Raw genomic sequence first — 20,478 nt, forward strand, 5'->3', positions numbered from 1 at the left:
AGGACCCGAGGAAGCGGAGCGTGCGCTAAGAGCTTTCTGAAAGAAAGCTGGCTTCGGAAGCATAGGCTTATCCCCGGATTTGTCCCTTGTCAAAGGGATTAAAGGAAATCCGGGGGTAACGGCGATCCAAGGGTTTTCTGATCACGGAGTGACCACATGAGCATCAAGGTTTCATTTATAACCAATGACGAATCAAGGTTATTGGATCAATCTTTCTGCTACAAAAACGAGTATGTTTTTACTGTTTTGATATAAATGGTTGTCTAAGATGGTGCATGCAAAACGGAGTGAGCAGAAAGGACCCGAGGAAGCGGAGCGTGCGCATTTATCCCCGGATTTCTCCCTTGTCAAAGGGATTAAAGGAAATCCGGGGGTAACGGCGATCCAAGGGTTTTCTGATCATGAAGTGACCATATGAGCATCAAGGGTTTCATTTATACAGTCCTGTTACAAACGAGAGGAGTTAACCTATGAGTTACGTAATTGGTGTCGATCTTGGAACCAGTGCGGTTAAAACCGTGTTGGTCAATCGTGAAGGAAAAGTGGCATTTGAAGCATCCGAGGCATACCCGTTGTACCAGCCCAAGGCTGGATACAGTGAACAAAATCCCGAAGATTGGGTAGAGCAGACCATTGTTTCCTTGCGTAAATTGCTTGAAGTGTCTGGCGTGCAGCCTTCGGAAATCGAGGGATTGAGCTTCTCCGGTCAGATGCACGGACTGGTCTTGGTAGATGCTGAAGGCAAACCGCTGCGTAACGCAATCCTGTGGAACGATACACGTACTACGGCTCAGTGCCGTCGCATCGAAAAAGTGCTGGATGGCAAGCTGTTAAGCATTGCCCGGAACCGTGCACTGGAAGGCTTTACCTTGCCGAAAATTCTGTGGGTTCAGGAGAACGAGCCTGAATTGTTACAGCAAGCATCCTTGTTCCTGTTGCCAAAAGACTATGTACGTTATCGCCTGACCGGGGATTACGCTATGGATTATTCCGATGCAGCGGGAACTTTGCTGCTGGACGTTGCAGGCAAGCAGTGGAGCAACGAGATTGCAGAAGCTTTCGAGCTGCCAATCTCTCTTTGTCCACGTCTTGTGGAATCGTTTGAGGAAGTGGGCACGTTGCTGCCTGAGATTGCGGATCAAACGGGTCTGGCGGCTGCGACAAAAGTATTTGCAGGTGGTGCGGATAATGCGTGTGGTGCCATTGGCGCAGGCATTCTGAGTGAAGGACAGACGATGTGCAGCATCGGAACGTCCGGGGTTGTGCTTTCCTACGAAGAGCGTAAAGATCTCGACTTCGAAGGCAAAGTGCACTTTTTTAATCACGGGGAGAAAGATGCCTTCTATATTATGGGTGTAACGCTTGCCGCAGGATATAGCTTGTCCTGGTTCAAGGATACGTTTGCAGCGGATAAATCGTTTGATGTGCTCTTGCAGGGCATCGATCAGATTCCGGCGGGCAGCAACGGATTGTTGTTCACACCATATATCGTTGGGGAGCGTACACCTCATCCGGATGCGAATATCCGTGGCAGTTTCATCGGTATGGATGCAGGGCACAAGCTGGAGCACTTTGGACGTGCGGTGATGGAGGGTATTACCTTCTCGCTACGCGAGTCCATTGATATTCTGCGTGGTGCAGGCAAAACAGTCAATGAAGTTATCTCCATTGGTGGCGGTGCCAAGAACGAAGCTTGGTTGCAAATGCAGGCTGATGTTTTTAACGCCACGATTGTGAAGCTGGAGAGCGAACAGGGTCCTGCGATGGGTGCAGCGATGCTGGCTGCCTATGGCTGTGGCTGGTTCCCGTCTTTGCAAGAATGTGCAACAGCGTTTATTCGTCCAGCGAAGTCCTATGAGCCGAACCCGGAAACGGTTGCCGTCTATGATGGACTGTTCGCACTGTATCAGGAAGTCTATGGACAGACGCGTAGTCTCAATGATCGTTTGGCTGAATACCGTTAATTCATTTATTTCACTACATTAATATTGTGATTACCTTAAAAGCATCCGCGAAGGCGGGTGCTTTTTTTGTCGTTCATCAAGATTAACCCCATGAAAGGTTTACTTGGCCTGCATATCCGCATTCCGGCTCTGCATAGATTGGAAATAGAGGATTGTGATTCGTCCAGGAATTGTGTGTCGGACATTTTAATAGGTAGAAGCTTGCGCATGGGGGTGAAGCTTTGGATGGACATGAGGAACATGGAAGACCACATATTACCTTGTCGATGATCGTTCGTAATGAAGAGAATCGCTATCTCAGGCAGGCACTGGAGAGACATCGTCCCTGGATTGATCGCGCAGTAATCATTGATGACGGAAGCACGGATGGAACGGTCGCACTGTGCAGGGAACTTCTGGACGGTATTCCACTCGTATTAGTGGAGAACGTAGCTTCACGTTTTGCAGACGAGGTAAGCCTGAGAAAACAACAATGGGAAGAGACGGTGGCAACCGATCCGGAGTGGATTTTGAATCTGGATGCGGATGAGATTCTAACCAGTGACTTTGGGTTGGTACGGGATCTGCTGCTCAGTGGCAAAGAAGATGCGATCTATTTCAGATTGTTTGATATGTGGAGTGAGACGCATTACCGGGAAGATGAGTTCTGGCAGGCGCATGCCTATTATCGGCCATTTCTGATTCGTTATCACCCGGGGATGAACTATGAATGGAAGGAGACACCCCAGCATTGTGGTCGTTTTCCGTTAACGATCCAGCATTGGTCCTATGGATGTCATGCTCCCCGGGTGAAGCACTATGGTTGGGCGCGGGAAGAAGACCGTATCCGCAAATATGAACGCTATCAAGCACTGGACCCTGAAGCAAGATACGGTTGGAAGGAACAGTACGAATCGATATTGGATCAAGAGCCACGACTGTTGGCATGGTTCGAATAAGGAGAGGGGGAGTGAGCACGTTGAAGAAAGAACTGTTACGCAAATCGCAAGAAGAATCCCAACCTCAAATAGAGCTGAATTCACAAGAAAAAGAGAATGAGAAAGAACATCAAAAAGAGGAGCAACATGAGAGCCAGAGTAATCATCGACCGTCCAGACGTTCTGATAATTCGCTGGAAACCCGCCAATCGGAAGAGCATGAAGCGTTTGAGCAAGAAAGAATACTGATCGCCAGCCCGATTCGCCAGACAACTCCGGTGCTCCGTGAATTTCTGGATTCTCTGCATGCACTGGAACGAACAACAGTGAAGACGGATTATCTGTTTGTTGACGATAACGTGGAAGAAGCCGCATCGAATATATTGCATGAATTTGTGCTTCAGCATGAAGGGACGGTTATTCAAGCAGATGAACATGGTAGCGGTAGTCCTGACAACAAAGGGGTGTACAGCAAGGATGAGGGAGGACACTATTGGCAGGATGAGCAGATTTGGCGTGTAGCCGGTTTGAAAAATCGCATATTGCAATATGCACGCGACAATCACTACGATGCGGTGTTCCTGATTGATTCTGACTTGGTGCTGCATCCGCGGACGCTGGAGCAACTTGTATCGAGTGGCAAAGACATTGTATCCAATATTTTTTGGACCCGCTGGCAGCCAGATGCCAGGGAAATGCCGCAGGTATGGCTACAAGATGAGTATGCCTTGTATCGCCGCGGTGGCAAAACAGTAGACGGAACCGAGGCGGAGGACGAGGGCACGCAAACGACTGCTTTTCTAAATCAGCTGCGGATCCCGGGTTGTTATGAAGTTGGAGGGCTAGGGGCATGTACTCTTATTCGCAAAAATGTTCTGGCAGCAGGAGTCTCATATGACCAGATTCCCAATGTATCCTTCTGGGGCGAAGATCGTCATTTCTGCATCCGTGCTCAGGCATTGGGTTTTCGTTTGTTCGTCGATACTCATTTCCCTGCGTACCACATCTATCGATTGTCCGAACTGCCGGGGGTATCTGCCTTTAATCGCAGGGCGAGACGAGGGGAGGAGACGATCAGTATTACCCTGTGTATGATTGTGAAAAATGAAGAAGCTTCCCTTGCGAGATGTCTGGACTCGGTCAACGGTATTGCCGATGAGATTGTAATCGTGGATACCGGATCAACGGATCGTACCCGTCAGATTGCTTCCAGATATACGGATCGTATCGTTGATTTTGAATGGGTGGATGACTTTGCAGCAGCACGCAACTATGCCTTCGATCAGGCAAAGAGTGAATATATTCTGTGGCTGGATGCCGACGATGTATTGGAACCGGAAGATCGGGCGAAACTGATCGCCTTGAAACGTTCGCTGGACCCGGATGTTGATAGTGTTACAATGGATTATAATCTGTCATTCACAGCAGATGGCAAGGTAGCCTACAGCCTGCGCCGGAATCGTCTGGTGCGTCGGGATCGGCAATTTCGCTGGATTGGCGCGGTCCATGAATATCTGGCTGTAGCGGGCAATCTGCTGCATAGTGATATAGCGGTTACCCACAAGAAAGATAAGGTGTATACCGATCGTAATCTGCGGATCTATCGCAAAAGGGAACAGGCCGGAGAGGAATTCGGGCCGCGTGACTTGTACTATTTCGGTAATGAGCTGAAGGACCATGGACAGCATGAGGATGCGGTGAAGTACTATGAGAAGTTTCTGGATACCGGATTGGGCTGGGTGGAAGATCAGATCGCTGCTTGCCAGAAAATTGCGGATTGTGAAGCTGCACTTGAACATCCGGAACAGGAAGTCACGGCGTTGTTCCGATCATTTGCCTATGATTTGCCAAGAGCCGAGATTTGCTGTCGATTGGGTGGTTATTTTGCCGACCGTGAAGATTATCGCAAGGCCCTGTTCTGGTACGAACAGGCGACTCGTGCTGTACGTCCTGATGACCCTATGGTAGTGCTGAATGAAGCAGCTTGGACCTGGATGCCGCATCTGCAACTATGTGTGTGTTATGACCGGATGGGTAACCGTGCCAAGGCCCGGGAACATAATGATATCGCACTCGCCTATCATCCAACACATCCAAGCATGTTATATAACGATCGATACTTTAAAGATTTGGAGAAGGATAACGTATTGGAAAATGCCTAAAGCATGCATATAGATTGGAACTGTAGGTATAGATATTGCTGGAACAGTTGTTTGTAACAAGAGCCTCCTCTGATAAAAGAGTGGACGCAATGTGCCACTTTTATGAGAGGGGGTTATTGACGTAATTGTATTAAAGAAGTTATTGTAGATATATTAAGTCTTTTATTAGGGAGGAATGAGATGATGAAGTATTCCAAAGCTACCAATTACGCCCTGCACACGATGATTTTTCTTGCGGCATCCAATTCAGATAAACCTGTGGGTGTGCAGCAACTTTCAAAGTGGCAGAATGTTTCACCCACATATCTGTCCAAGATTTTAACCAAATTGACGAAAGAGGGGATGATTCATTCTTCATCTGGTGCCCATGGCGGGTATACACTTCAGGAGAAGTGGGAGGATCTTACGTTTTTGGACATCATACAGGCCATTGAGGGTACAACCTCTCTGTTTGATTGCTGTCATCATAAACAGGGATGCTTAATTCAAGAAACCATGATCACTGCCGAAGGACAGATGGAAGAAGTGCTTAAAAATCGAAAATTATCTTCAATTGCCGGTAAAATATCAATGATGCATTAAGTATTTTTTTTGTATTTATAATAGATATAATTTGTCTTTTATATCTATTATAAATTTCAACAAACGAATATATCCAGAAGATTTCACACACTATTCTTTTGAATAAAGGAGATTGAAATGAATTCATTTATTATCTATTTATTGGCTTTAGGAGCCTTTGTTGTGGGAACAGCCGAATTTGTCGTATCTGGCGTTTTAGATATCATTGCCCGCGATTTACAGGTTTCGATCTCATTAGCAGGACAATTGGTCACCGTATATGCACTATCTCATGCATTGGGAGCCTGGGCTCTGGTCATGCTGACTTCCAAGTTACAACGTAAAAAAGTACTTCTGTATTCCATGCTTATTTTTATCTTGGGAAATATCATTGCATTCTTCAGTTTGAACTTTGGCATGCTTATGTTCTCACGCATCGTATTGGCCATGAGTGGTGGTCTGTATTTTGTCCTAGCCACGAACTATGCTGCAAGACTAGCTCCTTCTGGCAAACAGGGTAGTGCCATTGCAACTGTCATCACAGGATTCACCGTTTCATTGGTATTAGGAGTGCCGATTGGTACCTTCATTGCTGCCTACATGGATTGGCACTATGTTTATATCATGATTGCAATTATCGCATTTATTAATTTCATGCTGTTGTACAGATTTATTCCTCGAATGGAGGGTAACCCGTCTCTCTCCCTGAAGCAACAATTATTGATTATCAAAGATAAAAAGGTTATCACCGGATTATTAACGACTGTTTTCTGGATTCTGGGCTACACCATGGTATTTGCTTATATCGCTCCACTTTTAAGTTCAGTAGCCGATTTTTCAATAGAAATGATTAGTACGGCGTTACTTGTATTGGGTGTATTTGCATTCATAGGTTCCCGTCTTGGTGGCTATGCGGTAGATCGATGGGGACCTGTTCGCACGATTCCAATCAGTTTGATTATTCATGCTGGTGCCCTCTTTATTTTGCCCATCACAGCAGGTTCCACAATAGGTATTCTTCTGACCATCATGATTTGGGGCACAGCTGCCTGGATAACAACGCCCGCGAATCAGTTCTATTTGATAACATTGAGACCACAGTCTTCTGAAACAGTCCTGAGTTACAATACGGCAGTAATGAACATAGGTATGACTTTCGGTGCCGGATTGGGAGGTGTAGTTGTGAAATACAATTCCGTTCAAAATTTGGGGTGGATTGGTGGTATGGTCCTGCTGTTGGCGTTGGCGATTGCCCTTGTTTCCTTCAGGTTGACTACAAAACCAAGTTGAATTCAATGTCTTTTTAAAAGGAAGAAGTGAATATTGGATCAAATGATTTCATCCAGGAGAGGATATGCCTTACAATAATGAATAACGGAAAAGCGGTGACCATGATTGCCTGTCTTCGGCTGCCGAATTGATGAAGCAAGGGGAACTGGATATGAATCTGACGGAAGTACTATTGGAGTCGAGGCTGGTCGCGATTGTGCGCGGTATAAGCCGTGAAGCGGCAGTAACAGCTGGACAAGGTATGACAGGTGGTGGCATCCGACTGATGGAAGTCACACTGAACACACCTGGAGCACATGATATTATTGCGGACTGGCGTGAGCGGCATGAAGGAAAGGCTTTTGTTGGAGCGGGTACGGTACTGAATGTGCAGATGGCGAAGGAAGCCGTCGCTGCAGGTGCACAATTTCTGGTGTCTCCCAATGTCGATCTGTCTGTCATTGAATATGCTGTAGAACATGGTGTCGAGATCTGGCCTGGAGCCATGACACCTACGGAGATTGTCGCTGCCCATGAAGCGGGAGCACGAGTTGTGAAGTTGTTTCCGATGGCGAGTCTGGGTATACCGTATCTGCGGGAGATCAAAGCTCCACTGAATCATATTCCGCTGCTGGCAACAGGTGGTGCCACACTGGAGAATATTGCTGATTATTACGCAGCAGGCGCTGCTGCAGTGGGTCTGGGAAGTGCACTTTTACCACGAGAAGCTCTTGTGGCAGGAGATCATGAGCAGATTGCAACATGTGCACGGAGATTTGTGGAAGCAGCTGAAGCCTAGGATTCCAGCATCAGATGAGGAATATGTATATATTTGGGTATATATATGATGGTTCCTTTAAATTAGTTGTTGGATTAATCTTTATCATAAAAACCCATGTCGCTTAACGTGCCGTTCATTCTATTGTTTTATGATGGATGTATGCCGGAATTCGGAGAGGAGAGATGCCCTGTGAAAGCTAAAACAATGATAGGCGGCATGCTCGCCGTGGCCGCAGTAACGGCAGGTGGATTATGGAAGGCAGCGGTAAAGAGCCAAACCCCCAAGAAGATTCCAATCACACTGACACCCCCAATGCCATTTGAGGATGTGACCTTTGACAGTGGGGGAGGTCGGGTGCATGGCTGGTTCATCCCGGCCAGAGCCGACATTCCGAAACCATGGCCGCTCGTTATTATTGCACATGGCTGGGGCTCCAATCGCTCCCGTGTTCTTCGTTACGCACGTCCGATCTGGGAAGCTGGATATGCCTTATTTATGTATGATGTGCGTAGTCATGGGGCCAGTGATCCGGTTCGTGCTGCATCTGCCTACCTGTTCCGGGATGATCTGCTCGCGGCGTTGCATTATACGACTGCACGACCAGAGATTGATGCGGATGCCATCGGAGTGCTTGGACATTCTTTGGGTGGACTGGGTACGATTCTTGCAGTGACGGAGGGAATTCCTGTATCAGCAGTGATTACGGACTCGATGCCATCGCAATTTGAAGTAATCGTCAGTTCAGAGCTGAGACGCCGGCGTCTGCCCTTGTTTCCACTGGCCCAGTTAATTCCGAGAATCTGGTTCTGGCGAATGGGTGAATCTCTTAAATCTTATCGTCAGCGTGATCCGGTGATGATGCTGAATGAACGGCGCAGGGGGATGCAACTGCCGATGCTTATGGTGCACTCCAAGGGAGATAATTTCATTCCCCCGAGTGAGCTTGAATATTTTATGTCCAAAGCCGATCCGCCTGTTGAACATCTATGGGTCAACAGCGGAGGACACAGTTGTTCTGAGGAAGATCCCACCTTCTGGGACACTGTTATTCCATTTTTGAAAACCCATGTCCAAGGTCAGGCGAAGTTGAACGATTCGTCTAAAGCGAATAGTTGACAAGGTAGATTCAGCCTACATAAGAGTGCAGGCTAACAGAGAAAACGCCAACGTGGTTGGCGTTTTTTTTGCTGTTACTAGCAATATGCAGAAATTCACATTTGTAAAATTGCCCCGAAAACGACGATTAAAAAGGAAGCTTATGGTATCATAGAATAGACTGGCAATATTCATGCGAGGTTATTTGTTATGCTTCTTTGTATGAAATTGAAGGGAGAGGTCCAGATTTGAGTTTGAATTGGAAGTTTAATCTACGATTGAAAATGTTCGCAACCAAAGCAACAACCGCAGCGATGGCAACACTGCTACTTGCTTCGCAAACACCAGGTTTTGCAGGCAGTGCATCAGCCGCGCAAGCAGAGCAGTTGACCGCAGCGACAACGGGGGAAAATGAACAACTAGACGCAACGAGCAATGACGTGCCTGAGGGAGCGAAAATCTCATCCAGGCAAGCCAGTGAAAATATACTGAAATTATTTCCATTGTTAAAAAAAGCAACGATCTCATCTGCACGATTCGATTCACCTAATTCCTATCCACCGCCAGAATACAAGGCGTGGGAGATCGGGTTCCAGATTACACAAGGCAATCATACGTCGGGATTCAGTGGAACTGTACATGCAGGCACAGGGGAAGTGTTAAGTGTACATTTGCCGTCGGATATCCTGGATAAACATGTCTCGGAATCAGATGTGAAGTTAACCAAAGCTCAAGCTGAAGAAAAGGCCGTGGCACTGTTGTACCAAGCGATTCCAAGTCTTAAGGAAAGTGAATATGCTCCGCTTGGAGATCTGTATTCTTCCATCGAACAAGAGTCATTGTTTGGCAGAACAGAGTATCGATACGGGTACCAGTTAAAACATGATGGATTGTTAACTGATGCAGAGACAGTCTACATTAATGTGGACGAAAGTGGTTTGGTAACAGGTTACTCCCGAGGTACTATTGAAGCCAAGTATCCCTCATCGAAACCGGCAGCTTCAGAAGAGAAGGCCAGACAGCAGTTTGAAGAACAGTTCGATGTGGAACTGGCTTATATCGCCAAAGATCGTCTATCTTCCAAACAGGGTCAGCAGTATTACCTTGCATATACACCAAAAAATATCAGTATCGTTCCGATTGAAGCCAATACGTTGGAACGGATTAATACATTAACAGGTAAAGCTGTAGATGAAGATTCTTTGCAGCAGGATACGAAGTTAAAAGGTGATGTAACGCCTTTTGTCCCGGCCAATGGTACAAGATTAAATGTGCAGCAGGCCGCCAATCGGGTCGCAACAAACTTTGATATTCCCAAGGGCTATAAGCTGGAACATAGCCAGCTGGGCAAGGGATATTACTCAAGTCCGAACAATCAGGTATGGAGTCTGAGCTGGAGCGATCGAAGTGCCAATATGTCCTATATGTTCATGCGGGATATCTCAGCACAGGTAGATGCAGTTACCGGGCAGATCTACAGTTATACGATGATGCAACGAATGGGACCGGAGATGGAACAGGAGAAGCCGGCTGAGGAGAAGGCAGGCAAATTGGTAACCCGGAAGCAGGCTGAGAAACTGGCGATGGACACAGTGATTGCGCTAGTTCCAGACGCAACGGAGCAGTTCCGACTGGCTAATGTGATTGAGGTGGATGATGCTCGCACATTTTTGTTCCAGCGTTATCTGAACGGAATTCCGGTTAAGGAAGATACGGCACAAGTACAGGTTTTGAACAACGGGACGATTAACGAGTTCTATACACGTATTGCGGCAACGCCTGAACAACTGCCAGCAGATGTTAAGCCAGCCATCAGTTATGAAGAGGCCAAGGCACTCTATCTGGAGGAATTCAAGCTAATCCTCGCATATTCCCGTTATGGCGGATATGGTATGAACGGTGGTCAAGTCATCCCAGCGGGGGTGAACCTTGCTTATATGCCTACACGTGATGAGAATTCGATCTATGGCAACTATGAAGCGCTGGATGCGAACACAGGAGAGTGGAAGCTTTTATACGGGGACACAAGCTCTGCAACCAAGACCGAACCTACGGATATCTTGGGTCATGTGGCCGAAGCAGCTCTACGCAATATGACCCAGCATGGCGTATTGCTTGCTGATGAGCAGGGACGCGTATTCCCGGATCGTGTGATCACCCGAGGAGATTGGTTTAACTATCTGGCAAGAGCGATTAATCCAAATATGGATCTGTACTACAGTGGGGACGGAGATGACAAGTTATACGCTGATGTGACACCTGACAGCCCGTATTATAAGGCAGTTCGGGCATTAATTGATCAGCGCTGGCTTGCCGGAGCGGACCCTGAACAGAATTTGAATCCGCAGGAAGAGATGACACGTGAAGAATTGGCAGTGCTGCTTGTACGTATTTTACGCTATGAGAAGCTGGCCGGATTCTATACGTTGCCATCGGATCTTCCCAACATTGCGGATGCCAGTGCCATTACGAGTAAGGGAGCGGTCTCCCTGAGTCTGAAGCTGGGATTGCTTCCTTCGATTGAAGGACGATTCATGCCTGCACGTAAAGTGACGGTAGCTGAAGCGTCACAGGTATTGGAACGGCTGGCGAAGCTTCAAGGTAAAACAGATACGTTTATGAGTGGTAATCGCCTGTATTAGACGAGGAATCACTCATATCGTGACCAAACGAAACATAGGATGAAGATAACGGGTAATCGTGATTCAATGAACTAAAGATCAAAGGGACCTTCCATAGAAGGTCTCTTTTGATTTGCTTTGACAAAACTAGAAGAATGACGACAGAGCCTTTTGTGATACAATAGGGCGTGAGAACTTTGCAAAGAAGGGTGGGTTCCTTTCATGGGTAAGAACGGGAAACGAATTATCACCATACTGCTGGCAGGCTGTCTGATTGCTGTAGCGTTACCACGTACGGTTGATCTGGATCAATTGTATGCTGCATCAGGGACATCAGATATATCCACGGCAACAGATTTGCGCCAGACCTTGCTTACCGCAATGTCACAGCGAACGGAGGAACTTGTTTTTACATACAAAGGCAATGTGAAGGGCCTCAAAAAACAATTACAAACCTCCATCGATGAGGCAATGAAGAGTGACCCCTATATCCAATATACCGTTAAAAGTTATGCATTTAATTATAAAGGCTCCAATGTGTCGGCCGAGGTGCATGTGACTCTCTCCTATCGGGAGACCAAGGAGCAGACCGATTATGTGAATCGTAAAGTCACAAACGTGTTGAAAGAAATCATCAAACCAGGCATGACGGATCATGAGAAGGTCAAGGTCATCCACGACTGGATTGTGCTTAACCTTTCTTACGATACTTCGTTGAAGAAATATACGGCCTACGACGGGCTTGTTACAGGCAGTACCGTCTGTCAGGGATATTCACTGTTGGCATATCGGATGCTGGAGCGAGTAGGTATCGATAACCGGATTGTGGAAGGTACAGCGGGCGGGCAGCTTCATGCCTGGAATATCGTGAACCTGGACGGCAAGTGGTATCACATGGACACCACCTGGGATGATCCTACCCCTGACCGCAAAGGTAAGGTTAGCCACAGCTACTATTTGCTGAGTGATGATGAGATGGCACGTGACCATATCTGGACAGGCAAAAGCAAGTACCCCGCTGCGCCCGCCCCATATCGAGAAGCTTTATTAAAGCTGGTGAAGGCCGGAGATAGCAAAAAAGCCGCTTATCAGAAGCTGTACCATGCTCTGGACTATTCCCTGTATGATGAACAGGATGCTGTTAAAGGCCATGCTGCGCTGAAGACCAAAGTTCAGAGTAAGCTGAAGGAAGGCGGAACCTCGCTGACATTCAGGTACAAGGGTACGGAAGCTGGACTGATTGAAGATTTGCAGGATTTGTACCAACTTGGCATGAAATCGATATCTTATTATGTATCCAAAATGGAAGGTACTACGGATCTGCGCGTCAAAATTAACTGGACACTATAACAACCGTTTGAGCAGGATGCTCCGCTTGAGGAGTATCCTTTTTTGTGTTCAATTTTGTGTTCAAAAACGAGGATTTTAGTGTTGTCTATTTTTTGTATATGTCGCTTTGCTATTCTAATCTTCGGCGTATGCCAACACTACGTACGAGGAGGATATGCAAACAATGAGGAAAAAAGTGAGCATAGTGATCATTGCTCTGTTACTGGTCACGCAAATGATGCAGGGTTGGATATTTACACCAACAATGCATGCTCAGGATGAATTAACTAATTTGCCAGCCAGTGCAATCAGCGATACAGCATCAGAAGAAGGTTTGGCAGGTTCGGAAGAGGTCAACAACGTTGACGTTGCTGCCACTCCGGAAGAAGAGGGGGAGGGAAACCTCAACCAGAGCAGTTTAGCAATCGCAGCTGCAGGCCCGGTAATTACAGATCAATTGATTACCAGTGTGCAGATGTACAATCAGGCACCAGAAGACAACGGAAATGGCACGATTGAAGTCAAAGGAGATAAAATCGAGGATATTCGACCACGAATCCAGGATGAGGTGGCTGTAGTCTTTACATGGGGACTTGCAGATGACAACCACAACTACAGTGATGGCTCCACGTTCACCTTTAACTTGCCAGATAAATTCATCATCGGATCGCAGCTTAAGGGTAATCTGGATGGCGGTGTTGGGGAGTATGTGGTGAATCCAGATGGCACAATCATCTTTACCTTTAATGAACTGATCGAGCATGCGAAGCTGGAAGGTAACTTCTACGTGTGGATTAAGTTCGATGAGAGCAAGATGGAAGATGGCTTGAAACAACAGATAGACTTTAGTTCCGTGGGGCAGGGCATCATTGATGTACATTTTGCCAACACAGCCGTAGATAAGTTGAAGAAATCGGGAAGCGCAAACAAAGAGAACTTCAACTCGGATGAAATTAAATGGACTGTAGATTTTAACCAAGGCGAGAAGGCTATGAAAAATGCTGTTCTTGCAGACACGTTCCCAGCAGAGCTGGAGCTCAAGGGCAACATCGAAATTCGCGAATTGGAAGTGCAATTGAATGGATCTGTAAAAGAAGGCCCAGTAGTTCAAACGGAACCACATTTTCCAATTCAATTGGGAGATACAGATAAGGCCTATCGTGTGACCTATACAACAAGTGTTAAAGCACCAACCACTGCTCCGTTCACCAACGTGGAGTATCAAAACCAGGTTGCGCTTACAACGGATCAGAGCGAGCACAACGAAACAGATATTGGCCGAGTTCGTGTGAGTTTTAATGAGCCTTTGAACAAATCAGGGCAAGATAGTGCGTATGATCCGGTGACACAGACGGTCACATGGAAAGTACAATATAACTACAATCAGCAAGAAATTATGCAAACGAATGCATGGATTGAAGACCGCTTTGATACGGCAAAACAGCAACTGATCAACAATTCCGTCAAAGTGTATCAAGTGGACATTAATGCAAGTGGAGCGGCTTCCAACAGAACACTGATCAATCCGAATGAATACACACTCGAAGCGATGGGTACAGGGTTCGATAATGGCTTCAGATTACATTTTAAGAACGATATTACAAAGGCCTATGAGATCGAATATGATACTCAATCTATTCATCGTGTGTATACAAACGACACCATTACGAACACAGTGAACATGTATGATGGTACTTCCAAAACAGGCCGAAGAGACATTCAGGAAGTCATTTTTGCAAAGAGTGTAAAAAGTGAAAACTTCAACACAAAAGAAATCGAATGGCAGATTGTTTTGAACCGTGATTTGCAGGAAATGACGGATATCGTCATCACCGACAATTACGAAGGCAGATATATGAAACTGATTCCGGGTAGTCTTCAAGTGAGTGGTGTTAACAATGAGGACTTTGAACTGACTCCAGACCCAGCTGATCCAACGTATGAAAAAGGATTCTCACTTCGCTTGAAGGACGGCGTAACGCTCAGTACGGAGCATGTTATTACTTATAAGACAAGCTTCGATCCCACAGCGGGTATGCCAACGAAAGATGAATATCGCAACTCAGCCAAGATCGATTGGGAAGAGTCTGATGTAAAGCAGACCGCGATTACCAAATCTGCTGCGGTCAAACCGCAAGACTACACGATTCAAAATGGTAACAAAAAGGGTGAATATAGCGCCAAAGATAAAAAGATCACCTGGACAATCGATGTAAACTACAATTTGTTTGATATTCAGGATGCAATCCTTAAGGATGCTTACACTGGAGACCAATCTTTCGTAGACGGCTCATTGAAAGTTCATGAGTTAGAGTTGCAGGGAGCCAATAATGTTACTGCTGTAGGTAGCGAGGTTCCGCTCACACCTGGTCAATTCCAGCTGAACCCGGACGGTAAAGGTTTTGTGTTGGATCTGGGTAACATGGGCAAAATGGCTTATCGCATTCAGTACCAAACAAGTCTGGATGGACCATATTCTGTCGCAGGCGCATATGCCAACCAGGCTGTTCTGACGGATGGTGAGGGTGGTGCAATACGATTTAATAGATCAGCCAGTGTTACACCTGCCAACGGTGGTGTATACGTGCGCAAAACAGGGAAGCAAGAAGGTACAACGGATAAAGCATCATGGACGGTAAATATCAATCCAAGTCAATCTTTCATTCCTGCGGGTAATCAATTAACAGATACCCTGTCAGAGAACCAGATTTTATTGGCTGATTCATTGAAATTATATGCAACCAATTTACCTGCCAACAATTCAGGAAATGTATCCACCAAAGCTGGACTTGTTGATCCAGCTGATTATGAATTGGACGTGGAGGGCAATACATTTACCTTTACCTTCAAGAAAGATATCCATACCGCATTCATTTTGGAATATCAGTCTTATATTAATGCCGATCATGGCGCCCGAATTGAGAATAAGGTTGAATTTGCAGGCCATTCTTCCTCGGTAATCGGAGAAGGTAATCAGTCGGGAATCAAAGTTTCCTTGGCTGGAGCAGGTGGAGGAGCCTCTACAGGTCTGGGCAAAATCAGAATTCACAAAGTCAGTGATGCAGGAGTTCCGCTGGAGGGTGCAATATTTGCAATCTATAATGCGTCTGGAACTACGCTTCTGGAAACATTGAAACCAACGGACGAGAATGGTGTGGTTGAAAGCTCCAGAAACTATCGATTAAACAATCTAACCAACGGTATACCTTATAAGTTAAAAGAATTATCTGCCCCGGCAGGATATTTGGTTGATCCTGAATATGGCTCTGCCTCAGGTAAAACGATTGAATTTAAGGATGCGGATATCGCTTTTGAAATTGAAAATAAAAAGATTCGCCAAGGCTTCGAATTAACCAAGGTAGATGCGGTGGACTCCTCCAAGACACTTAAGGGTGCAACTTTCGAATTGTACTCCAAGGACGGCGCAACGCGAGAGAAAATCGATGAGTTAACGACAGGGGAAGATGGGAAGATTGCCAAAGGTGGACTGTCTCCAGGGGATTATGAGCTGGTAGAAGTCGTGGCACCTGAGTTTTATCAATTGGATGCTATACCAATTCCGTTCACGATTGTAGAGAATCAGACGGAGAGTATTACATTGACGAAGTCTAATGCAATGGGTGCAGGTGGTAAACTTGTCGTTACCAAAGTAAATGCCAAGGATAAGTCCGTATTAAGCGGAATTGAATTCGAATTGCGTGATCGTTCCAACATTGTCATCGATACAAAAGTAACCGACCTAAATGGGGTCATTGAATTCGATGGTTTGGGTTATGGTTCATATACATTGGTAGAGACCAAGGCAGAAGGCTTTGTTATTGAACAGCCGGAGACCCTTGTATCTATTATCAAACCGGAAACTCAAATAACCATTGAAAATAAAAAAAATGATCGTTCTGTGAAATTGATTAAAACCAATGCGGGTCGAACTCAGCACCTTCAAGGAGCTGTATTTGAATTACGGGCTCAAACTGCATTGATGGATGCAAATGGGAATTGGGAGTTCCACAAGGTAACAGGTTTAGATGAAGCTACATTGACAACCAATCAACAAGGTGAAATTGTACTTGAAGGCTTGGATATCAATAAATATCAGTTGGTTGAAATAAAAGCGCCTAACGGATACATGTTGGAAACAACACCAGTACCATTTGAAATTACGAACATACAAACCGAAGCTGTAGTTGTGGAAAAAACAAATCAGGCTATCCCGGTATCGGGTGGTGGGTCTAGTGGACCTTATAATCCGGGAACACCTACTACGGGTGTAACACCAGATCCAGAGAAACCAGTAACTCCGGAACCAGGAAAGCCAAATCCGTCGGTTCCAGGCACGGTTGTAACTGAACCTACAGAGTCTGGGGGAGGAACCGAAAGTCCGACAGATGAAGATTCCGGGGTAGTGACACCGACACCAGGCGATTCCAACGGTGACGATACTGCACCTCCAGTTGGGGATACAGATGCACCTGATGGGGATGGTGCACTTGCACCTCCTGCTGGAACGGATACAGATGGGTCACAGGGCAATGGAAATTCTGCATCACAGCCAAACGGAAATTCTGGATATCAGGGAATGCTGCCACAAACAGGTGAAGAGAGCACAATGGCTTACACTGCTGTGGGCATGATGCTGATGGCGCTAGGTAGCGCGGGATTCATGTACTTCCGCCGCAGACAACAGCTTCATCGCTAGATCGAAACACGCAGTATCTAAAATTCATCGTGTGTAGATAGAAATACCCTCTAGCAATCACTACGAAGACTTAGCGTCGACGTGTGAATATGCTAAGAGGGTATTTTTGGGTGATATTTAGGGAGGATCAGGTCCCCGTAACAGTTGGTTTCACTGCAATAGCTCTTACAATTAGGCGATGTGTTGGATTGACGAGTGGATCACAGGTAATCAAGGTAAGGACCTGTCCAAGCCCGGGATCCTCCAGCACAGATAAGTCAGTTGGCTCCACAACGGATATCTGATCTACCTTGTATTGAATAATCGTTCGATCTGCCAGGGTGACTTCCATAGAATCACCAATCTGTAGTTCTCCCAGACGATTGAACAGCCGTCCTTTTTTGTGGGCGCGATGAGCGGCTATGGCAGCATTACCTTTGTTCCCGATACGGGTGGTTTCAACAAGATGGGTTGCAGCTACCTTCATATTGTCCTCCGTTGCACCCTCCAGAATCGGTAAGCGGACATCAATCTTGTCAATCGATAACACCCCCAACGTATCCGATGAGGCCTCTTGAACTGTACCTGTATTGTCAGTAGTCGGCTCGGCGGAAGCTGCATCCTGTATGCCTTGTTCGAAGGAGTGATTAAGCTTAGACAAGCCGTTTTGCAATTGCTCCAGATCGTTCATGACACGGGTTTGCTGCCAGTCATAATACGTTTCCCGCAGGAAAGGAAAGCTGATGATCAGGATGCCCAGTAGAACGAGCAGAATAGAGAATTTTTTCATTATACATCAACTCCCGTTGTCCAAGAAAAATAGTATACCTTTCTCTATTTTACTTACCGACCTATACAAAATATGGACAGGGACGAAAGGGCGTACAGAAATGTTCGAAGGGGGAGGCCGATCCAAAACAAAACCTCCCCGTTTCGCTACAGTAGGAAGAATGCAACGCCAAGGGGAGGTTTTTTTAATATGAAGTTAAATCGTATCAGCTGTATAAGCTGAACTAACCATTTACATGAGAACGTAGAGGACAGAAATAACGTGAAGAAGCGAAGCGTTCGCCTTTATCACCAGATTTTCACCTTTGTAAAAGTGAATCAAAAAATCTGGGGATAACAGCGATCGGAAGGTTATTCTGTCATCGAAGTGGCAAGTGTAAATATTGCTTCGTTAGTGCTTACCAGTTGGTGAATCCGTAGGTGTGAAATCACATTCCTGTAACGGCACCACTTTGGTCTTTTTGATCCATTTGTAACCGAGCCACAACACCAGGAACAGGGGGACGCTCAAGTAGGCAACGATGGCTCCACTCCAGTCGATCTGATCACCCGTGAATGCCTGATAGTTCTGTCCGATGATCACGATGATACACAGGACAAAAGCAAAGATCGGCCCAAACGGGAACCAGCGTGCACGGTAAGGCAGATCGCTCAGATCCCTGCCTTGTGCAACGTATGCACGACGGAAGCGATAATGACTGATAGCGATACCCAGCCAAGTGATAAAACCACACATACCGGATGCATTCAACAACCAGGTGTACACAATCCCATCACCGAACAGGGAGGCAAGGAATGCCAACATACCAACGGCTGTTGTAAGCAAAAGTGCATTCATTGGAATGCCTTTTTTGTTCAGCTTGCCCAGGAAACGAGGGGCTTTACCATCACGGGCAAGGGCATATAGAACCCGGCTTGAAGCATACATGCCTGAGTTACCGGCAGAGAGTACAGAAGTCAGAATAACGGCATTCATGACGGATGCCGCAATAGCAAGTCCTGCTTTCTCAAACACCAGTGTGAACGGGCTGACACCGATATTCTCCAGATCACCTTTGAGCAGGTTCGGATGCGTATACGGGATGATCAGACTGATCACGGTAATCGCCAAAATGTAAAAAATCAGAATGCGCCAAAATACCTGACGAATTGCACGAGGTACATTTTCGCGCGGGTTTTCACTTTCACCAGCGGCTACCCCGATAAGCTCGGTACCTTGGAATGAAAATCCCGCAGCCATGAATACGCCTAACACGGCGAAGAATCCGCCATGGATGGGCGCATCACCGATGGTGAAGTTGCTGAAACCAACCGCTTCTCCGCCCATAATACCAAAGATCATGAGCACACCAACGGCCAGGAAGATGATAACAGTAGCGACTTTGATAATGGCGAACCAGTACTCGGACTCTCCATAACCTTTAACGGACAACACGTTCAAGGAAAAGATCAGCACGAGGAACAATAAGCTCCATAACATGGATGAACTGTCGGGGAACCAGTATTTAATGAGTACAGTAGCGGCAGCAAGCTCTGCTGCAATGGTTACCGCCCAGTTGTACCAAAAGTTCCAGCCCATGGCGAACCCGAGAGCAGGATCGACAAAACGTGCGGCATACGTATTAAATGAACCGGAGTCCGGCATAAAGGTAGCAAGCTCACCAAGGCTGGTCATTAGGAAATAAACCATGATGCCAACGGCCACATAGGCAATTAATGCTCCACCAGGGCCTGCGGTTGAGATGGCGGTACCACTTGCGAGAAACAGCCCGGTACCAATTGAGCCACCGAGGGCGATCATCGTCATATGGCGTGCGCGTAATCCTTTTTTCAGGGAAGGTCCAGTTGTTGTTGGGTTACTGCGGTCTTGCATGGAAACACTCCTTCATTCGATATACTGATGTTTGCGATACTTGAATTCATAAAAACAAAAAGACCACAGGCATCAGCCTGCGGTCTTTAATATTTCAATGTCCGCACCATGTCCCAGATGATTAAGATAGCTCAACACAGAAGAATTCATACCTTTATATAAAGGAAATGTACTTCCGTGACAGTTCTGCGCCTTTCGACAGCAGCCCCAGCTCACCGGACCGTATAAGGAACGTCCAGCGAGCTTCGGCGGGTACACCTTTCGGCTGATCTCATAAGCGGCTCCTTAGCGCCTCCATCAGCGTACTGATCGCACCCGCGACCTCTACCTCACCATCAATGGATGAGGTGTATCTATTGTCTATGAAATTATGAACAACACAACTTAACACCGTGTGTCCTGTTTAGTAAACAGACAATCAGTATAACGCGCATGGTTTTCC

At 46.4% G+C, this 20,478-nt stretch carries 12 protein-coding genes, 1 pseudogene and 1 riboswitch; of the genes and pseudogenes, 11 read left to right on the forward strand and 2 right to left on the reverse strand.

Features of this window, described 5'->3' with window-relative positions; translation table 11 throughout:
- Nucleotides 1-470: 470 nt before the first annotated feature.
- The 11 genes and pseudogenes from xylB to MKY28_RS00410 all read left to right on the forward strand — a co-directional run bounded on the left by xylB (nt 471) and on the right by MKY28_RS00410 (nt 17,395).
- Complete coding sequence (xylB, locus tag MKY28_RS00365) at nt 471-1,964, forward strand: xylulokinase (protein ID WP_036606943.1); 1,494 nt, start codon at nt 471-473, stop codon at nt 1,962-1,964.
- Nucleotides 1,965-2,185: 221 nt separating this feature from the next.
- Nucleotides 2,186-2,902, forward strand: a complete 717-nt coding sequence (locus MKY28_RS00370; RefSeq protein WP_340934310.1) for a glycosyltransferase family 2 protein — start codon at nt 2,186-2,188, stop codon at nt 2,900-2,902.
- Nucleotides 2,890-3,552, forward strand: a pseudogene (locus MKY28_RS31670) (glycosyltransferase); the annotation flags it as partial. The gene MKY28_RS00370 and the pseudogene MKY28_RS31670, both read left to right, overlap by 13 nt.
- 420 nt (nt 3,553-3,972) lie before the next feature.
- The gene (locus tag MKY28_RS31675) at nt 3,973-5,043 is read left to right on the forward strand and encodes a glycosyltransferase (RefSeq protein WP_445670915.1); all 1,071 of its coding nucleotides are present in this window, start codon (nt 3,973-3,975) and stop codon (nt 5,041-5,043) included.
- A 183-nt stretch (nt 5,044-5,226) separates the two neighbouring features.
- Nucleotides 5,227-5,625: an RrF2 family transcriptional regulator gene (locus MKY28_RS00380; protein ID WP_036668158.1), complete on the forward strand. Its 399-nt coding sequence runs from the start codon at nt 5,227-5,229 to the stop codon at nt 5,623-5,625.
- Between the two features lie 117 nt (nt 5,626-5,742).
- Nucleotides 5,743-6,894, forward strand: a complete 1,152-nt coding sequence (locus MKY28_RS00385; RefSeq protein WP_036606945.1) for an MFS transporter — start codon at nt 5,743-5,745, stop codon at nt 6,892-6,894.
- A gap of 151 nt (nt 6,895-7,045) precedes the next feature.
- Nucleotides 7,046-7,672 carry a bifunctional 4-hydroxy-2-oxoglutarate aldolase/2-dehydro-3-deoxy-phosphogluconate aldolase gene (locus MKY28_RS00390; RefSeq protein WP_340934313.1) on the forward strand — a complete coding sequence of 209 codons (627 nt, stop codon included), beginning with the start codon at nt 7,046-7,048 and terminating at the stop codon, nt 7,670-7,672.
- A 171-nt stretch (nt 7,673-7,843) separates the two neighbouring features.
- A complete protein-coding gene (locus tag MKY28_RS00395; RefSeq protein WP_051449541.1) occupies nt 7,844-8,770 on the forward strand; it encodes an alpha/beta hydrolase in 927 nt (308 codons plus the stop codon).
- 227 nt (nt 8,771-8,997) lie between these two features.
- Nucleotides 8,998-11,391: an S-layer homology domain-containing protein gene (locus MKY28_RS00400; RefSeq protein WP_340934317.1), complete on the forward strand. Its 2,394-nt coding sequence runs from the start codon at nt 8,998-9,000 to the stop codon at nt 11,389-11,391.
- Between the two features lie 201 nt (nt 11,392-11,592).
- On the forward strand, nt 11,593-12,720 hold the full coding sequence (locus tag MKY28_RS00405) for a transglutaminase domain-containing protein (protein ID WP_036606951.1): 1,128 nt from the start codon (nt 11,593-11,595) through the stop codon (nt 12,718-12,720).
- A gap of 163 nt (nt 12,721-12,883) precedes the next feature.
- Nucleotides 12,884-17,395: a collagen binding domain-containing protein gene (locus MKY28_RS00410; RefSeq protein ID WP_340934320.1), complete on the forward strand. Its 4,512-nt coding sequence runs from the start codon at nt 12,884-12,886 to the stop codon at nt 17,393-17,395.
- A 127-nt stretch (nt 17,396-17,522) separates the two neighbouring features.
- On the opposite strand, the gene MKY28_RS00415 is transcribed toward MKY28_RS00410, so the two are convergent.
- A complete protein-coding gene (locus tag MKY28_RS00415) occupies nt 17,523-18,164 on the reverse strand; it encodes a class D sortase (protein ID WP_036668020.1) in 642 nt (213 codons plus the stop codon).
- A gap of 390 nt (nt 18,165-18,554) precedes the next feature.
- Nucleotides 18,555-20,036, reverse strand: a complete 1,482-nt coding sequence (locus tag MKY28_RS00420) for an amino acid permease (RefSeq protein ID WP_036668017.1) — start codon at nt 20,034-20,036, stop codon at nt 18,555-18,557.
- Nucleotides 20,037-20,155: 119 nt separating this feature from the next.
- Nucleotides 20,156-20,371: riboswitch (Lysine riboswitch) on the reverse strand.
- Nucleotides 20,372-20,478: the final 107 nt, after the last annotated feature.

This window comes from Paenibacillus sp. FSL R5-0473, assembly GCF_038004565.1.
In the GTDB taxonomy this organism is placed as follows: Bacteria; Bacillota; Bacilli; order Paenibacillales; family Paenibacillaceae; genus Paenibacillus; species Paenibacillus amylolyticus.